15 protein-coding genes, 1 tRNA gene and 1 pseudogene are annotated in these 17964 nt (G+C 66.5%); 13 read left to right on the top strand and 4 right to left on the bottom strand.

Annotated elements, in window-relative coordinates; genetic code table 11:
* Positions 1–2: 2 nt before the first annotated feature.
* From ACYVGD_RS00085 to ACYVGD_RS00065, 5 genes are all read left to right on the top strand, one after another.
* Positions 3–76: transfer RNA gene (locus ACYVGD_RS00085), tRNA-Met, on the top strand.
* A gap of 175 nt (positions 77–251) precedes the next feature.
* Positions 252–458 carry a helix-turn-helix transcriptional regulator gene (locus ACYVGD_RS00080; RefSeq protein WP_460740924.1) on the top strand — a complete coding sequence of 69 codons (207 nt, stop codon included), beginning with the start codon at positions 252–254 and terminating at the stop codon, positions 456–458.
* Positions 451–1644 (top strand): tyrosine-type recombinase/integrase, encoded by a 1194-nt coding sequence (locus ACYVGD_RS00075; protein WP_460740923.1) that lies wholly within the window; start codon positions 451–453, stop codon positions 1642–1644. Before ACYVGD_RS00080 ends, ACYVGD_RS00075 begins: the two co-directional genes overlap by 8 nt.
* A gap of 173 nt (positions 1645–1817) precedes the next feature.
* Positions 1818–2900, top strand: coding sequence for a helix-turn-helix domain-containing protein (locus ACYVGD_RS00070; protein WP_460740922.1), 1083 nt, complete (start codon positions 1818–1820; stop codon positions 2898–2900).
* Complete coding sequence (locus tag ACYVGD_RS00065; RefSeq protein WP_460740921.1) at positions 2893–3705, top strand: hypothetical protein; 813 nt, start codon at positions 2893–2895, stop codon at positions 3703–3705. Before ACYVGD_RS00070 ends, ACYVGD_RS00065 begins: the two co-directional genes overlap by 8 nt.
* Here the strand turns inward: ACYVGD_RS00065 and ACYVGD_RS00060 are convergent.
* Positions 3702–4955 (bottom strand): DUF6880 family protein, encoded by a 1254-nt coding sequence (locus tag ACYVGD_RS00060; RefSeq protein WP_460741115.1) that lies wholly within the window; start codon positions 4953–4955, stop codon positions 3702–3704. The genes ACYVGD_RS00065 and ACYVGD_RS00060 overlap by 4 nt on opposite strands.
* A 219-nt stretch (positions 4956–5174) precedes the next feature.
* Between ACYVGD_RS00060 and mobF (ACYVGD_RS00055) the strand changes: the two are divergent.
* From mobF (ACYVGD_RS00055) to ACYVGD_RS00035, 5 genes and pseudogenes are all read left to right on the top strand, one after another.
* Positions 5175–6134: pseudogene (gene mobF, locus ACYVGD_RS00055) on the top strand (MobF family relaxase); the annotation flags it as partial.
* A 493-nt stretch (positions 6135–6627) separates the two neighbouring features.
* Positions 6628–7632 (top strand): AAA family ATPase, encoded by a 1005-nt coding sequence (locus ACYVGD_RS00050; protein ID WP_460740919.1) that lies wholly within the window; start codon positions 6628–6630, stop codon positions 7630–7632.
* A gap of 155 nt (positions 7633–7787) precedes the next feature.
* The gene (locus ACYVGD_RS00045; protein WP_270238493.1) at positions 7788–8033 is read left to right on the top strand and encodes a hypothetical protein; all 246 of its coding nucleotides are present in this window, start codon (positions 7788–7790) and stop codon (positions 8031–8033) included.
* Complete coding sequence (locus ACYVGD_RS00040) at positions 8030–9019, top strand: SRPBCC family protein (protein ID WP_460740918.1); 990 nt, start codon at positions 8030–8032, stop codon at positions 9017–9019. Before ACYVGD_RS00045 ends, ACYVGD_RS00040 begins: the two co-directional genes overlap by 4 nt.
* A 30-nt stretch (positions 9020–9049) precedes the next feature.
* A complete protein-coding gene (locus tag ACYVGD_RS00035) occupies positions 9050–10870 on the top strand; it encodes an ABC transporter ATP-binding protein (RefSeq protein ID WP_460740916.1) in 1821 nt (606 codons plus the stop codon).
* A 73-nt stretch (positions 10871–10943) separates the two neighbouring features.
* Here the strand turns inward: ACYVGD_RS00035 and ACYVGD_RS00030 are convergent, their stop codons facing one another.
* Positions 10944–11642, bottom strand: a complete 699-nt coding sequence (locus tag ACYVGD_RS00030; RefSeq protein ID WP_460740915.1) for a hypothetical protein — start codon at positions 11640–11642, stop codon at positions 10944–10946.
* A 102-nt stretch (positions 11643–11744) separates the two neighbouring features.
* Positions 11745–14414 carry a MobF family relaxase gene (gene mobF, locus ACYVGD_RS00025; protein WP_460740914.1) on the bottom strand — a complete coding sequence of 890 codons (2670 nt, stop codon included), beginning with the start codon at positions 14412–14414 and terminating at the stop codon, positions 11745–11747.
* Positions 14415–14528: 114 nt separating this feature from the next.
* Between mobF (ACYVGD_RS00025) and ACYVGD_RS00020 the strand changes: the two genes are divergently transcribed.
* The 3 genes from ACYVGD_RS00020 (at position 14529) to ACYVGD_RS00010 (ending at position 17380) form a co-directional block, all read left to right on the top strand.
* A complete protein-coding gene (locus ACYVGD_RS00020; RefSeq protein ID WP_460740913.1) occupies positions 14529–15116 on the top strand; it encodes a TetR/AcrR family transcriptional regulator in 588 nt (195 codons plus the stop codon).
* A 17-nt stretch (positions 15117–15133) separates the two neighbouring features.
* Positions 15134–16318, top strand: a complete 1185-nt coding sequence (locus ACYVGD_RS00015; protein WP_070638153.1) for an MFS transporter — start codon at positions 15134–15136, stop codon at positions 16316–16318.
* 198 nt (positions 16319–16516) lie between these two features.
* Complete coding sequence (locus tag ACYVGD_RS00010; protein ID WP_070638156.1) at positions 16517–17380, top strand: exopolyphosphatase; 864 nt, start codon at positions 16517–16519, stop codon at positions 17378–17380.
* A 294-nt stretch (positions 17381–17674) separates the two neighbouring features.
* Here ACYVGD_RS00010 and ACYVGD_RS00005 read toward each other — a convergent pair.
* The coding region (locus ACYVGD_RS00005; protein ID WP_460740912.1) for an IS30 family transposase at positions 17675–17964 on the bottom strand (290 nt) is incomplete at its 5' end.

Genomic DNA, 17964 nt, shown 5'->3' with positions numbered 1-17964 from the left:
GACGCGGGGTGGAGCAGCTCGGTAGCTCGCTGGGCTCATAACCCAGAGGTCACAGGTTCAAATCCTGTCCCCGCTACGAAGAAAGTCCAGGTCAGCCCACGGTTGACCTGGACTTTCGCTTTGGGGGCGAGATGCGATCCCATCGTTTACCCATCACATTGGCAGGTGCGCAGCGCCGTCCGGCCAGGTGTCATCGTCGTCGGTTCCGGTTGCCTCGGGGCTGCTCGGTTCGGCTCGCACACCTGATGGGCATGAACAGCACAAAACTGGGGCTGGAGCCCCTCATCGGGGTCGAGGAACTCGCTGAGTACCTCGGTGTGCCCGTACAGACCATCTACGACTGGCGGCTGTCCGGACGGGCGCCGCGAGCCTTCAAGCTTGGCAAGCACCTACGGTTCGCGGCGAGCGACATCGCCGCTTGGCTGGAGGAGCGGCACGAGGGCGGCTCGCATGAGTAGGCCGCGCATCCCCATCGGCGGGTACGGCGAGATCGCGTTCATCCAGCGCGCGAAGGGCAAGGTCGAGGCGCGCACCCGCTTCCGCGACTGGGACGGCCAGACTCGGTTGGTGCAGGCGACTGCTACGTCGAGGCCGGCGGCCGAGGTCGAGTTGAAGCGGCGGCTCGCCGAGCGCAATGCGTTCCAGCCGGTCGACACGACGCTCACGCCGGACAGCCCGTTCCCGGCTCTCGTCGACTACTGGCTGGCCGATCTCGATCTGGAGAACAGGATCGCGCCCGCGACCCGGTTCAACTACGAGCGCGACATGAACCGGCTGGTCCTCCCGGCCTTCCGCGGCTACGCCCTGCGCGAGATCGGCGTCGCCCGATGCGATGCGCTGCTCAAGGAGCTCGGCAAACAGTCGTACGCCCGCTCCAAGCGGGCCAAGACCGTGCTCCGCCTCGCGTTCGGCCTCGCGGTGCGGCACGAGGTGATCCACCGCAACCCGATCGACGGTGTGGCGCGGCTGCACAAGCCGAAGAGGACGCCAACGGCACTGATCGCGACCGAGGTCAATGCGATCCGGGCCGTGATCAAGGCATGGGAGCTGTCGCGGGGCACGTCGGGCCCGAACCCGGACGGGCAGCTCGGCCAAATCGTCGAGGTCATGCTCGGCACCTCGGCCCGGATCGGCGAGGTGCTCGCGATCCGTCGCCGCGACCTGGACCTGACGATGACGCCGGCGACGCTGCGGATCTGCGGCACCGTGATCTCGGAACGTGGTGTTGGGACCTACCGGCAGGAGCATCCGAAGACCGACCGCTCCAACCGGGTGATCGCGCTGCCGTCCTTCACGGCCGAGGCACTCCGCCGCCGGCTGTCGATCATGGCCGACCACTCCCTGGACGGGCTGGTTTTCCGCAGCCGTGAGGGGACGCCGCTCACCACCGCCAACGTGCGACGACAGCTCCGCAAGGTGCTCGGCGACGCCGGCATCGAGGGCGTCAGCCCGCACTTGTTCCGGCGCACGGTCGCGACGGTGATCAACGAGCAGGCCAGCCTCAACTTGGCCTCGGAGCTGCTCGGCCACACCGACCCTAAGGTCACGATCGAGCACTACGTCCGCCGCAACGAGCAGGTGAACCCGCTGACAGCGGAGCTGCTCGACCAGGCGTTCGCTCGTGAGGAGGGCGGGGCGACTTGAGCCGGCAGAAGTGTCACGGTTCCCGTGACACTTCTGCCAGATGTTCCGGGAAATGTGTGATTCCGCCGACGACGGAACAGGGTAGTTATCCGAACGTTCTGCTAGCCTGTTCATGTTATTGAGACATTCCGCCGTCAGCGGAACTAACCAATTGCCAGAACGGAGGTGGCGAGATGGCGACCAGCGACGCACCCACGAACGATGAGGTGGCACGCCTCCTCATCGCATCCGTGCGCGAGCGCCTGCCCGAGAGCTGGAAGGTGTCCGAACGGATGGAGCCACGGCGGGGAGCGCTGCGTCCAGACCTGGAGATCGACATCGACGCTCCCGATGGCGCCACCGCTCGTCTGATCGTCGAACTCAAACAGGTGCTCGAACGCCGCGACGTGCCGCGCATCGTCGAACAGGCATGGACCATGGCCACGCAGCCAACCGATGTCCCGGTGGTCGCAGCCCGATACCTCGCCTCGTCCGTACGGGATGCGCTCGCGGCCGAAGGCCTGTCCTACGCCGACGCCACCGGCAACATGCGCATCGTGCTCGACCGGCCGGCCATTTTCATCGCCTCCCGAGGCGAGGATCGGGATCCGTGGCGCAAGGGCCGACCGCGGGGGACTCTCAAGGGCGAACCGGCCGCTCGCATCTCGCGCGCTCTGCTGGACTATCGCCGCCCCTGGACTGTGCGGGAGCTTGTCGCGGCCTCCGGGGCGTCGACCGGAGCCGCGTATCGCGTGCTGGAGTACCTGGAGCGCGAGGACCTTGTCGTCAAAGACGACAAGCGCTATCGCGTGACCGACTGGGAGCGACTGCTGCGCATGTGGAGCGCTGATGCGTCCTTCCAGACGACCACGCGCACGATGGCCTTCATCGACCCTCGCGGCGTAGACAACCTGCTGGGCAAGATCGGCGCGAAGCCACCGTTTCCAGTGGCGGTGACCGGTTCGGTCGCTGCGAAAGAGTGGGCAACCTACGCGCCAGCCAAGGCGGTCTACGTCTACGTCTCGTCCATCCAGGAGGCATCTGAGCAGTGGGGTCTGCGCCCCAACGCTGCTGCCCCGAACGTGATTCTGTTGGAGCCGAAGACCGTCGGAGACGTGCCCTTCGTCAACAGGATCGATTCGGCGACCGGGTATCCAGTCGCTGCGACGGCGCAGGTTGCCGCCGACTTGCTCAACGGGCCTGGACGGGAGCCTGCCGAGGGGGACTACCTCATCGAGTGGATGAAGGCGAACGAGGAGCGCTGGCGTCGTGACTGACGAAGTGACGATGGCTCGCGCAGGGTTGCTCGACGCCTTCGAGGCGTTGGAGTCGCACCTTGACGCGCTCGTCGTCATTGGCGCCCAAGCCATCTACCTCCACACCGGTTCCCTCGAGGTCGCCCTGGCCGAGTTCACTACTGACGGCGACGTGGCCGTCGACCCCGACCTGCTCAGTTCCGACCCACTCGTCGAATCGGCCATGGGTGCAGCCGGCTTCACGCCGGACCCGAGGCCCGACGCGATCGGGTCCTGGATCTCGCCGCGCGGCGTGCCGGTCGACCTGATGGTGCCGGCCGCGGTCGCTGGCGACGGTCGCCGCGGCGTCCGCGTGCCGCCGCACGATTCGAAATCGATGCGGAAGGCGCGCGGCATCGAGGCAACGCTCGTCGACAACTCCAAGATGGTCATCGGATCGTTGGACCCCGCCACCGACCCGCGCGAATTCGAGGTATCGGTGGCCGGTCCTGCCGCTCTGCTCGTGGCGAAACTGCACAAGATCCACGACCGGATCGACAACCCGTCAAGGAGTGACAACAAGGACGCACACGATGTCTACCGCCTGCTTCGTGCCGTCGAGACGCCGGTGTTGGTCGAGGCGATCGAGCGCCTGAATGAGCAAGCCGTGAGCGGCGACGTCACTCGCAAGGCGATTGCCCTGCTCCGTGTTCTCTTTGCGGAGGGCCCGGCTGCCCGCGCGTCGGTGATGGCTGGCGCGGCCGAGGAACTGGTCGGTGACCCGACCGCCGTCTCCGAGAGCGTGGCGCTGCTGGCCCAAGACCTCCTTGTTGCCCTGGGCTCCTAGCTTTCGGGGGCGGCGCGCGGGAGCCCGGCGCGGTCGAACTCCTGCTGCAAGCGCGGACGACGCCGATGGATCTCGCGCAGATCCGCGATGAGGTCGTTGACCTCGGCTGACTTCTCGGACCCGGCACTCAGCTCCCGCATCTTCGCCAGCCGCCGAGCGGCCAGCCGGTAGTGCTGCGCGCTTGCCTCGGCCAGTTCGTTCTCCACGAGCCGTTGGTGGATCGGGAGCACGGCGATCGGGTCGACCTTCTCGTAGGCCTTCACCAGCTCGCTCCAGGTGTGATCACTGTCGAGCGCCAACGAGTGCGCGAGGTTCCACGCGAACTCGGCGTCCTTCAGGGTGAGCAGTGCGAACAGGACCGCGTCCCGCGGACTCGCTGCGAGGGTCGAGACGACCTCGTCCCGGTAATCTGGCCAAGCCTTGCCCCCCGCCTTGTGCAGCCGGGCCGCCGAGGTCGACGAGGGCCATTTGCGGAACACCGCTAGGCGCGCGTCGAGCGCTTCGGCCGGCCGATGCGCCTCCAGGAGCCCGCACCAATAGTCCGCCGCCTTGAGCGACTGGTGACCGCGGTCGAAGTCTGTCGCCTGCTTCGCCCAGTCGATGGCGAGCTCGATCTCACCGATCTCCTCGAAGGCTTCGGCGGTGTCCTCCAACCACGCCGCGACCTTCCGGTCCTTGGCGTGGGTGCGGATGATCGCGTCGATGTCGTGATCGAGCACGGCGAGCCGCTGGGCGTTCCAGTCCAGGGCGAACCACTCGTGGGAGTGGCCGGAGTTCCACCGCTCGGCGGGTCGAGGACCGAGCCTCGCCTCGATCTCGGCCAGCCGCTTCCGGTACGACGCCATGCCGACCTCGCCGAGGGCCGGCGCGTACGCCACCGGGTCGAGTTCGAAGTAGTCGACCTCGTCGTCATCAAATTGGAACTTCATCATCCAGTCGATCAGCTTCCCGACCGGCGTCCGAGCCGCGGCAGCCGCCCGCGGGTGCAGTTCCAGCAACCTGCGGCAAGCGTCGCCGATGATGCCGCTGGAATCGTCCGCACGCGCGATCACCTTCAGCGACGACGCGAGCGCCTTGTGCGTGACCGAGTAGATCTCGCCCGGATCGGTCGTCGGGATCGCGGCCTCCAAAATGTCGACCGCCTCGTGCATGTCCCGGCCGTGCGCGTTGGCGGCGCTGTAGCGGTAGAGGTCGGACCGCGTGCGGATCAGCGGGAGTACGGCGTCGGCCAGGGTGCTCACGGGCGCCATTCTCTCGTCCCGCCTGTCTCTACCCGCGTCTCGCTTCTTCTGCTTATCGTCTTCCTGCTCGTCCACTTCCTCATTGTCCTTTTCTTGGCTCCTGAGTCTCCGCCCGTCCCGCTCCTCCGCCTCCTCTGACCTCGTTCCACGCTTCTTGCAACCGAGGTCGCCCGTCCCCGGCTGACAGCCGAACGCAGCGGCGGTCCCGCCCTCACACCTACCTCCTGAATGGAGGTGGTCGTGGTGACCGTGACGATCAAGTCGATGCATACCGGCCAGGGGGTCGACTACCTGCTGCGTACGGTCGCGGTGGGAGACGGGGACAGGTCCCTGCGTAGTCCGCTGACTCGCTACTACGCAGAGGAGGGCACCCCGCCCGGCTACTGGCTCGGCTCCGGCGTCGCCAGCCTCGACACCGAGATCAAGGTCGGCGACGAAGTCACCGAGGAGCATCTCCGACGACTCATCGGCCACGGCCAGGACCCGGTCACGGGCGAGCAACTCGGCTCCCGCTTCCGCGCCTACAAGCAGCCCGACACGGGCAGGTGCAGGCAGGCGGTGGCCGGGTTCGACATGACGTTCTCGATCCCGAAGTCCGCCAGCATCCTGTGGGCGGTCGCCGATGCCGGGACGCAGGCGATCATTGCCGACGCCCACCTTCAGGCCGTCGCCGAGGCACTCGACTTCGTCGAGCGCGAGATCGTCGCCACGCGGGCGGGTGCGAAGGAACCGCGTGGATCGGTCGTGCAGCTCGACACCACCGGCGTGGTCGCGACCGCGTTCGACCATTACGACTCACGCGCCAACGACCCGCACCTACACACCCATGTCGTCATCTCCAACAAGGTCAAGACCGTGCGCGACGGCAAGTGGCGCACCCTCGACGGCACCCCGCTGCACCACTGGACCGTCACCGTGTCCGAGCTGCACGAAGCGATCTTCAGCGACCACCTCACCCGAGCGCTCGGCGTCGACTGGGAACGGCGAGCACGGGGCCGCGACCGCAACCCCGCCTGGGAGATCACCGGCGTACCGCACAAGGTCGTCACGGCCTTCTCGCAACGGTCGCGGGACATCGACGCCGCGACGGCCACCGCGATCGAGGAGTACGTCGCCAAGCACGGCCACCAACCCAAACGCTCGACGATCAACAAGCTGCGCCAGACCGCCAACCTGACCACCCGGCCCTCGAAGCACCTCCACTCGCTCGTCGCCCTCACAGCCGAGTGGCGCAGCCGCGCGACGGACCTGCTCGGAGAGGACGCGACGACCTGGGCGCAGAACACTCTCGCCAACACCCCGCAGCGCCTGCTCCGCGCAGACGACGTCCCACTCGACCTCGTCGAGGAAATCGGCGGCTCCGTGGTGATGGCGGTCGGCGAGAAGCGATCGACCTGGCGACGCGCCAACCTGTACGCCGAGACGGCCCGCCAGACCCTCGGCTGGCGATTCGCCTCCGCCCGCGACCGGGAAGCCATCACGGGGCTGATCGTCGAGGCCGCTGAGCAGGGCTCTCTCCGGCTAACCCCGCCCAACCTGGCGACGACACCCGCCGCATTCACGCGCCCCGATGGCAGCAGCGAGTTCCGTCCGAAGCACTCCACGGTCTTCTCCGCTGAACACCTGCTCGCGGCCGAGAACCGACTCCTGAAACGGGCGGAGGCGATCGCCGCCCCCAACGGTGGACATCGAGGTCGTCGACACGGTCACCGGACAACCGGTCAAGGGCCATCGACTCAGCTCCGAGCAGGCCGAGGCCATCGCGAAGGTCGCCGTCTCCGGGCGGCAACTCGATCTGCTCGTCGGCCCGGCCGGAGCTGGCAAGACCACCGCCCTGCGCGCACTCAAGCAGGCATGGACGCACCAGCACGGACGCAACAGCGTGGTCGGCCCCGCCCCGAGCGCCGCGGCCGCGGCTGTCCTCGCGGAGGAGCTCGGCGTCGGCACCGAGAACACCGCGAAGTGGCTGTACGAGCACCAGCAGGGTCACGTGCGCTTCAGTCGCGGTCAGCTCGTCATCATCGACGAAGCCACCCTCGCCGGCACCCTCACGCTCGATCGGATCACCGCCCACGCCGAACAGGCCGGAGCGAAGGTGCTCCTGGTCGGCGACTGGGCGCAACTCCAGTCGGTCGAAGCCGGAGGCGCCTTCGGGATGCTCGTCGAGGCGAGGGGCGAAGCGCCGGAGCTCTCCGACATCCACCGGTTCACGAACGAGTGGGAGAAGCTTGCCAGCCTCGATCTGCGCCACGGGCGAGCCGAGATCATCGACACCTACATCGGCCACGGGCGAGTCGACGATGGCACGGGCGAGTCCATGACCGAGGTCGCGTACGCCGCCTGGAAGCACGACATCGCCCACGGGCGAGCCAGCATCCTGATCGCCGACACCAGCGGCACAGTGCGCGACCTCAACATCCGCGCCCAAGCCGAGCGCGGTGTCGCCCACGGGCGAGTTGTCACCCTGATCGACGGCACCCATGCGTCTGCTGGCGACTGGATCATCACCCGCAAGAACGATCGTCGCCTGCGCACCCTGCGCAACGGCTGGGTCCGGAACGGCGACCGCTGGACCGTCAAGGACGTACGCCCCGACGGCTCACTCGTCGTCCGACGCCAGGACCGCCACAGCGGAGCTGTAGTCCTCCCTGCGGCATATGTTGCAGAACACCTCGACCTCGGCTAGCCGAGGTACCCCAAACGCACTCACCTATGATCGTGCGTATTTCGAGGTTACAGCTTATCAAGCTGCCTTTGTAACGAACGCTCTCTCCAGGCGACGATCATCCGCAATCTGCAACTCAGGTTGACAGGCAGGCATGTGCAACGTAGGTTGACAGTATGGAGTCTTCACAAGTCGCCGAGGTCGCGGCGGACACCACCGATCCGAGGGCGGGGCTGCGGGCGGTCGCGTCGTTGCGGGTGCTTGCAGACACGTTGGAGTTGCGGCAGGTCGAGGCAGCGCTGCGGGCGGGGATGACGTGGCAGGAGATCGCTGATGCGCTTGGGGTGAGCCGTCAGGCCGCGCACAAGAAGCATTCCAAGAGGGTCGATCCCTCGATCCCGATTGCCAGGAGGAAGCCATGAGTAAGTTCGTTCAGGCCGCGCAGACGAGTCAGGTGCTGTCCTTGACGGCTTTGGAAGAGGCGTCGCGACAAGGGCTACGGGAGGCGGACATCGAGCATCTCTTCCTTGCGCTCGTGTTGTCGGATCAGGTCGCAGGACGCGTGCTTCGGGAGATGGGGATCGGCATCGATGATGCGCGCCGGGCGGTGCGCGAGCAGCATGACGCGCAGCTGGCGTCCCTGGGCGTACGGGCGGTGCTGCCCGATCCTGGACGGATCGTGTTCCACGAGACCGATGGCTACGAGTTGAAGCAGCGCGCCGCTGACCTGATCGGGCGTGCAGGCGGGAAGAGTCGGGATGGCAGCGCGGCGGCGGTGCTCCGTGAACTCCTGGCCGAGCCCAGCGGCCTGATCGCGGATATTCTGCACCGACTCGATGCGACGCCGCAGGAAGTCTTGGAACGCCTCGACCGGAGCGTCGCAGGTGGTATGGCGACAGCGCCTGAGCCGAGCGTGTCGAAGGGCCGGACTACCGGCACGCAGGAGACATTCGTCCCCGCCCCAGCCGCACAGGTCTGGGCCTTCCTTGCCGACCCTGTGCGCGTGCCCGAGTGGGAGGTCAGCGTCGGCTCGATCGAGCTCTCGGGCCAGGAGGCGCGCCCTGGCGCGGTATGGGAAGGCCGAGCGCCCGAAGCGCGCCAGGATGGGAAGCCCCTGAAGATCAAGCCGCTTTTCCGTCGTCGCCTCATCGAACTCGTGACCGCAGAATGCCCTCACCGGCTGGCGTGGAGCTTCGAGTATCCGGATGCGTCGCAGAGTCGTCCTATCCTCACCGAGTTCACGCTTGCACCGACGACCGGTGGCACGCAGGTCACCATCACCACCTCATGGACCAGGCGCACAGGTTGGCGGCGCTTGGTCGGGGTGCCGTTGCGTCCGCTGCAGAAACTCATGGTCTGGCTTCACCTGTTCCAGACCGGCAGCGCCATCAGCCGCGCTTTCCGATAACGCACACTGAAGACGATCACGAAAGACACGATGAACGCCTCTGAATCTCCGATTGACGATATCGACGACACGAAGTCGGGTAGCCCTGCGGTCCCGTTCCGCGAAGGCATCGCACTGTTGTGGTCGTACTCGCGTCCGCACCTGCGAACCCTCATCATCGGCGTGCTACTGGGATTGTTCGCGACGGCGATCACGCTTGCAACACCGATGGTCACCAAGTGGGTGCTCGACTCGCTCGGCACCGATCTCGACCTCGCCGGTCCGGTCACAGTCCTGGTGCTGATCCTGATCGTCGGGATCATCGCGAACCTCGCCCAGAGCGTGCTGCTAGGCAGGCTCTCGGAACGCATCGTGCTTGATGCTCGCCGTGGCCTGGTCAGCCGGTTCTTCCTGGCGAAGCTGGAACAGATTCAGCGCTTCCGGACCGGCGAACTCATCACCCGCGTAACTAGCGACACGCTGCTCTTGCGGGAGGCGACGACGAACAGTCTCGTGCAACTTATCAACGGCATGGTGTCCCTGGTCGGAACCATCGTGTTGATGGCGATCCTCGACTGGCCTCTCCTGTTGACCACGCTCCTCGCACTCGTCGTAGTCGGCGCATTGTTCGGTGTGCTCGTCCCGCAGATCGGTAAAGCAGACAAACGCGCCCAGGACGCCATCGGAGACCTCGGTGCGACATTGGAGGGCGGGGTGCGAGCCCTGCGCACGGTGAAATCCAGCCGCGCCGAGCACCGCGAGATCGCACGCGTGAACACGAAAGCCGAAGAATCTGCCCGGCACGCTATCCGCTCGGTCTGGTTCTCGGCACTGGCGTGGACGGTCGCGGGCGGCGGGATGCAACTGGCGATCATCGTCATCCTCGGCCTCGGCGCGGGACGAGTCGCGCTCGGCGAGCTTGCCGTGTCCACTCTCGTTGCGTTCCTGCTGTACGCCTTCAACATCGTCGACCCAATCACCGCACTGGCCGGGGCCTTCGCCACCCTCCAGAGCGGCCTCGCCGCCGCCGCGCGCATCCGCGAGACCGAACACCTCGAACTCGAAGACACGCACGCTCGCCCCGCCGACGCATCTGCCCACCTGAGCAACCCCGATGCTCCGGTCCTCGCGCTCCGTGCGGTCACCGCAGGCTACGCCGACGCAGAAGCCCCCGCACTGCACGACGTAACGCTCGCCATTCCACGCAAGGGGCACGTCGCACTCGTCGGCCCGTCCGGTGCGGGAAAGACCACTGTCTTCTCGCTGCTGCTGCGCTTCATCGAACCCACCTCAGGGCGACTCGAACTGAACGGTATTCCCTATGACCGGTTGAGCATTGATGATGTCAGGTCCCGCATCGCCTACGTCGAACAAGAAACCCCTGTCATCCCCGGCACCGTTCGCGACAACGTGCTCTTCCGCGCTCCCGACGCCACCGACGACGAAGCATGGGAGGCGCTCGCGTCAGTGCGACTGGATCAGAAGATTCGATCCCTCAATGGCGGACTGGACGCGAACGTTGCCGAGACCAGTCTCTCGGGCGGGGAGCGTCAACGCCTCGCCGTCGCGCGAGCACTGGTTCGCCGCCCGAACGTGCTGCTACTGGACGAGGCAACCGCCCAGCTCGACGCGACGACCGAAGCGGCCATCCAAAACGTCATCGCCACCGCTTCGCGAGAGGGCGCAGTCGTCACTATCGCGCACCGCCTATCCACCGTGCTCGATGCCGACCAGATCGTCGTCCTCGAAAACGGTAGTGTGCGAGATGCAGGAACCCACCGCGAACTCCTCAACCGCGACACCCTCTACCAAGAGTTCATCACCGCGCTACGCATCCATACAGACACCGACCTCGCCCCGACCGAAGCATAGGAACGGTCAAAGGGCCTCACCATGAACACACCTCAGCCAGGGGTTACGAGCGCGCGCACCGCAGGAGGGCGGTTCACAGTCCGATCCCGCGTTCAGGCCGCGAATCCCGGCCTTGACGCGCCACCGGTTCGGGCGAAGAGAGTTGGCGTTGCCTCTGTTCGGCTTGCTGCTGCGCACGCTCTCGTTCCATACGCTTGGACTCGATGAGCTTGGCGGCATCGTTGACCGGGAGGCCGCGGATCTCCTCACTCTCGGCACGAAGGAGCGCTGCGCGTGCGCGAGCGTCGCGGGCGTTACGACTGGGGTTGAGGGCGCGCATCCCGTACTGGTGAGCACGCGCGTTCTCAGACCCGTACTCGCTCGCCAGAAGCACCAGGCGTTCGTTCCGGTGACGCTCACCCGTTGCGACTCGCTCGGCGTGCGCGACTTCGACAGCTTGGGCAACGTCCCGCACTCGCGGATCATCCTCTGCTCGCCGCTCCGCTACCCGTGCAGCCCATTCGGGTAGCGCACTGGGAGTTCGCGGCGGCTCGGCCTCCCACACATCGCGGACGCGATCTCGCATGACCTGCGTCTGTTCTCTCGCGGTGCGGTACTCATCGCGAGCCTTACGCCGCCCGAACCGCCCAACGGCAGCGAGGCGCGTGCTCGCTGTCCGCTCTTCTTCGGCGCTGGCGAGGTACGCGGCTCCGTCGCGTTCGGCTTGCGCGGTGAGGGGCGCAGCGACCTCGGCACGCACCCGTGCGGCCTCTTCCTCGGCGTTGCGGAGCACGGCGGTGCTCTCATCGGTCTCGGCCCGGTGCGCGGCGCGTTGAGCGTCGACCCTGTAGCTGGTCTGCTCCCATCGCTCCGCCGCCTGTTCTGCACGCTCGGCTTAACGGTCGAGCCTGGCGAGTTCGGCCGTGACTCGGCGTATCGGGCCGTTCTTGACGATGCCCCGCACAGCTTCAACAGCATGTGCGGTGGCATGGTCAAGGCCACGGTCGGCGGGGTCTCGTTTCATCGCCTCGATGAACTGCGCCCGCGCATCCGCCATGTCCTCGGCGATGATGTGCGGCCTGTTGGTGTCGCGTCCTCGGGTCATACCGACGTAGACGGCTGCCGCGCTGGTGGCCTCCGACAGCACAGTGTTGGAGGCATCGACGGTCGCGCCTTGGACACCGTAAGCGGTCGCCGCATAGGACAGGTGCGCATGCTCGCTCACATACTCAGGCGGCAGGGCGACGGTACGAAGGTTCTTGCGCCCGCTAGGAGCTTCATGGGCGTAGACGGTGCCATCCTCAGCGACGTGCTGGACGATCCACTGCTGCCGGTTCGCCGCACCCAACCCGGTGTCGTTCTTCCGAGTCTGGATCAGGTCACCCCGTCCGATAGGCAGCTCGTCGCTCCCGGTCACTGTGATCGTGTCATCGACCTCACCACGGTCGACTCGCGCCGCGCGGATGCGCTCGTTCAACGCAGCTGCCTCATCATTCGAGGCGACCGTGATCGCCTCACCCACGCTCGCGTGGTCCGTGATGTGGTCGCGGGCGTGCTCCTCATCCGCGTGCAGCGTCACGAGGCCCATCGTGGCGAGCCGGTCGAACAACTCGCCGGGGTTCTCCCGGTCGCGCATCGTCAACGTGAGTGACGCGTACTCGGCGTCGGCGAAGCGGTGCAGTTCGGCCATGTCATATGTGCGGCCTCTGAGCTGTGCGGCCATGTCGAGCACCCCGCCCCGTCCGACAGCGGGGAGTTGGGCGCGGTCTCCGACGAGCGCGACGGTCGCGCCTGCCTCTTGGGTGATGGTGAGGAGTGCGCGGGCGGTGTCTTGGTCGAGCATCCCGGCCTCGTCCACAATCACCCGCTCACCCCGCGACAGTCGTGCCTCTTCGGTTGGGCCGGTGTAGGTGCGTCCGGTGTCGGGGTCAACGTCTCCGACGGTGAGGCGTGTCCATACGCCATCGGAGTTCCAGCGCCATCCGTGCGCATGCACGAGCGCCTCAACACTCGTGGCGGGGACGCCGAGTTCGTCGTGCGCGACCTGCGCGGCGCGCAGCGTTGGTGCAACTACCCGCGATGCACGCCCGTGCTCAGCGCTGACGTCGATGGCGGTGCGCAGCATCGTCGTCTTCCCGCTCCCTGCCGCGCCCTCCACGATCACCAACGGGTCAGACGAGGCAACCGCAGCAGCAGCCACCGCCTGCCCTTCATCCAGCCCCGCAGTTCGTGCAGCATGGGTCACGTCCGGATTCTCCAGTTCTTGCTCCGGTGTAGCGGCGGTGAGTTGGTCGCGGAGCGCGGTTTCCGCGGCGACCACGATGAGATTGGTCAGGTGGGCGACATGCTCCGGTGTCGCGGCATCCGGCGGGAGCACGGAGAAGCAATCCGCGACCGCAAGATCGGTCGCTATCGTGATGAACTCGCGCAACTCAGCGGGTGCTGCCTGCACGCCTGCCTCGGTGGTGATGCGGGTGACATGCTCCTGCACGCTGTGTCTAGTCCATGCGGATGATGCGGCGGCGCAGCGATCCAGCGCCCGCGATGCAACCTCCTGCACCGCAAGACCATCCACCTGCGCTGGGCGCTGCACGGTGCTGCGTTGCCGCTCAGCGGGGTCGTATCCGGCGTCGGCGAGTTCCTGCACCCACCACTGCTCATCCTTCAAATCAGCGGGCTTCTTCCCTGGCCGCTGATGTGTCCAGGCGATGCCCTGCAACTTCGCCGTCATCACCGGGCCGAGCGTCTCGCCGGGATGCGCCGCTTCCCATTCGGCTTCGAGCCGGTCAAGGTTGCGTCTGATCTGCGCCGACCGCTTCGACATCACCCCATTGAACGGCTGCAACTCCGCCACTTCACCGGATACAGGATTGAGGGTCAGACCGTGGCGGCTCAACGCCTGGGCAAGTTCGGGGTGCGCGGCGATCACAGCAGCGCCCATCGCACGGATCGCGCCCTGCTGCTTGAACAACGCCGCCGTATCGAGCGCCCGCCACTTTCCAGCCGCCCACACCCGAGTGCCGATCTGCATGTGGATGTGCCGGTGCGGATCACCCGCCCGTGAGGTCTTGTGAGTGATGCCGACGACTTGCATCTGCTCGATGGGCAGCACTTCCCGTGCGTCACGTGGCCCGACCCTCGTGACGGAGTGCTGGCCGAGCCAGCGGCGAATCTCAGCCAGCGCGTCCTGCTGCGCAGCATCGAGCGCCGCCGACACTTCGGGATGTAGAGCGGCAGCGACTGACAAGGACTTAGGGGCGTTGATTGTCATTTCCGCGAACAACGGCGAACCCTTAGTGCCCTCTGCGGCCGCGCGTGGGGTGCCCATCGACTCGCCCGTGATCGGTTCCGTCCAGTCCACCCACCCCTCATACTCCTCGGCACTGAGGGAACGGGTAGCGGTGACCTCGCCGCGAGAGTCGAGCACGGCGTACTCCGCGACGGCGTTATCTGCGCCGAGGTAATACTCGTCGGCGCGGGAACGGTCAGCCTCGACATACCGGCGCGCGGCAGCCCCGCTGCCGCGAAACAGGATCACCCCGCCCTTCATCTCGGCCTCCCTCATGAGTCGTCTCATGAGGGAGGTGCGCACGCCCCACCCACGGTGGCATACGTGCATCACTGCTTGTTGGCGGGAGAAGGTTGTGGCGGTCATTTACGTACGTGTTAGCCTGTATGTATGAGACGTTCGGTTGAGGACGCGGAGCATACGCGTCTGTCGCTGTGTGAGGCGGCGTTGATGGCCTTCGAGGAGAAGGGGTGGCGGGGGGCAACGTTCGAGGCGATCTCAGAACAGGCGGGAGTGACCCGCGGTGCGTTGCATCATCACTTCCGAGACAAGGCCACGCTCCTGCGCGATGCCCTCGCATGGGGCTGGGGTGAGTATGCCGACCGACTGTTCCCGTCCGAGGTGACCCCGGACGCAGCCACCGGGCTGGCCCGCCTGCTGTCGGAGTACGTGCGCCTATTGAGTGCTGATCCGTTGTTCAGGGCGCTGGCGTCTTCGACGGTGCTGGTCGCACCGCAGGCGTTCGATGACGCTTCGGAGAAGGGGGCCGGTCTGGATGTCTGGCATGCCCGCCTGAGCGAGCTGATCGCTGCCGACACTTCCGTGACGACCGCCCTGCCTCCCGCGCAGATCGCGGGCTTGGCGCTCGTCCTGCTTCAGGGGCTCACCGTGACCGCGGTGACCCGCCCACAAGACCTTCCACAATCCCCACACCTTGAAAGCGCGGTCGCCGCGCTGGTTCGGGGGTTGATCTCCTAGAAAGACCACTCATTTCCATGACAACTCCACACACCGCCCCTGCCGGGGGCACCACTCCCACGCGCGCGCTGGTCGTATCGTCCGCCGCGCTGTTCACCGACATGCTCGTGCACGGCCTCGCCGTCCCAGTTCTCCCGCTCCTGCCCTCCGTCGTTGAAGTGGGGCCGGAGGCAACCGGGATCCTGTTCTCCTCGTACGCAGCGGCGATGATCATCGCAACGCTGTTCGCCGGGCGCATCGTGGACCGGTACGGCCCCCGCACACCGCTGCTGATCGGCCTGGTGGGGCTTGCGGCGGCGACGCTGCTGTTCGCCACCGGCGGCCCGTACTGGCTGCTGCTCGTCGCCCGCCTCGCCCAAGGCATCGCGGGTGGCATGTCGTGGGTCGCAGCCCTCTCGCTGATCGCGGCCACCACCCCGATGGAAAAGCGCGGCCAGTCGATGGGTATCGCACTGTCCACCATTACCCTCGGTGTGCTGATCGGTCCGCCGTTGGCCGGGTTTCTGGTCGAGCACTTCGGCACCGCATCTCCGTTTCTGTTCGCTGCCGCGGTCGCACTGGCCGATGGAGTGTTGCGGATCGTGCTCGTGAAGGACTCGCCCCGCGTCACCGATGACACGGCGGGGCCGCTCGCGGTACTCAAAGTGCCGGGGTCATTCTCTATCGTTCTCGCCGTCGCGGTCGGCGCGGCAGTGCTCTCTGGCATCGAGCCGGTGCTCCCGGTCCATTTGGGGGCAAGTTCGCTGACGATCGGGTTGCTGTTCGGGCTCGCTGCCCTCGCCTCGATCATCGCGAACCCCATCGTCGGTCGCCTGGTGTCCACCGCATCACCCAGGCTGCTCGTCGGTGCGGGGGTCGTCGCGGTCACCGCCGCACTCGTGGTGACCGGGTTCGCCACCGAATTGTGGCAGACCTGCATCGGCATGATCCTCCTCGGAGCGTCCTCGGCACTGCTGCTGGCCCCGGCCACCACGCTCATCAGCGAACAGGGATACAAGTCCACGCCACCGACGCTCGGCGGCTCATTCGCGCTCTACAACCTCGCCTACGCCGCAGGACTCGCGGGCGGCCCACTCCTCACCGGCATCAGCACCGGACAGTGGGGCTTCACCAGCGCGATGGTCATCACCGCCGCCATGCTCGCTGTGATCGGCGGGGCAGCCCTCGCGCGGCTCCCACAGGCAGCACGACAAGCCGAATAGCCCATCGGATCAGCAATCGGGCGGAACCACTGCGGGCCTGTCGTCCGCAGACGGTTCCGCCCGATTGCTGGATCGCATACCCGACTCGAGGGGTGACAGGACAGTACTTCTGCTGACGAACGGCAGGCGTAGCTGGCGCATTAACGCCTGTCTTGATTTGGGTTCCGGTGCCGCACCTCCCTTGTGGGAGGCGTCACCGTGGACGAACACACCTCACCCGCTACCAACGATGCTGCGGGAACGACTGGCTCGACCAGCAGCAGCTTCGAGAGCCCAGAAGTTCTACGTTCCCTCCTCATCCGGTTACACGACGCCGGGCCGGGCGCATGGCGGGGTGAGCCTGAAGCCGCCGACCTCATGCGCTATACGGCGATCAAGTACCGACCACTTGCACGTAAGCATGGCTTGGATGCTTGGGCGGTGGCGTCCGCCGCGTTCGAGGTGATGCTCGCGCCCTCGACCAGGAACGCTGTCAACCCGTGGGCGGTGGTGACGCGTGCTGTGCAGATCACCTGTCACGCGGAGACTCGTGCCGCTGGGATGCTGACCTCTGCCAGCAAGGTGCGTCACACCGCTCGGATCGCCGGGTTTCACGATGCTGTGCGGTTTGCCGAGCGTGAGCGCTTGGCTGACTACCATCCGGCGTTCACGCACCATGATGACGGCGACGCGGACGAGAGCGAGCACGAGGCGCGGGTGGCCGCGATGCTCTCTGCCACGGTCACGCTATTAGAGTCTGCGGGCTGGGATGCTGCGCTCGTTGCCGAGTGCGTCGAACATGTGGCCTACCGGCTTGCCGATCTGTCTTCTCGGCAGCGCGGCGTTGAGGTACTGCGCCGTGACCACGCGATCCCGATACTGCTCGGCATACCGCCCCGCTCGTGGTCTGCGCTGTTGCGGATCGTGCTCGGGCACCCTGACCCGAAGCATGCGGGCACTCCGATGGGTGATGGTGTGCTGCTGCGATTACTGAACGGTGAAACGCTGGACAGTCTGCGCGACGATGAGGCGCTGTTGAAGATGATCTACGCCGCGAACCCCGCCGAGCGCGCCGCGCCTTGATTTGGGGGTGGGACTCCGCACCTAACGGTATGAGCACCTACACCGAAACCCCCGCCGCTACGTCCACCGCCCCCACACCATCACCTGACGCCACGCTCGGCGCGCGACTCGCCGCTGCTTCGCGGCACGCACAGGGCCTCGCTACCGCCGTGAACGATCCTGCGGTATTGGCCAAACTGCGCGGACTCTGCACCGCCCCGCGCTCCATGCGCGCGTCCGTCGCGGAGAGACGCGACGGCCCCGCACCCTGAACGACTCAGGTGGATTCTTGCGGTCCTCGCAACACCTGATGGTCTAGGCCGGTAGTAGATCACGCAAACGCTCGGCTGGGTTCGCCCAGTCGAGCGTTTTGCGTGGTCGGCCATTCAACCGTTGCGCGACGAGCTCGAGGTCTTCGGGGCTGTGGAGGCTCAGATCGGTGCCTTTGGGGAAGTACTGGCGCAGGAGCCCGTTGGTGTTCTCGTTGCTTCCGCGCTGCCAAGGACTGTGCGGGTCACAGAAGTACACGTCCATGTCGAGTTGAGTCCCCGATAGTGGTGTAGCGCGGTCGCTGTCCTCGTCCCGGTAGTGGACGTGGGTGCGGC

The organism is Mariniluteicoccus endophyticus (assembly GCF_054780035.1).
This window is presented reverse-complemented; position numbering and strand designations above follow the sequence as displayed.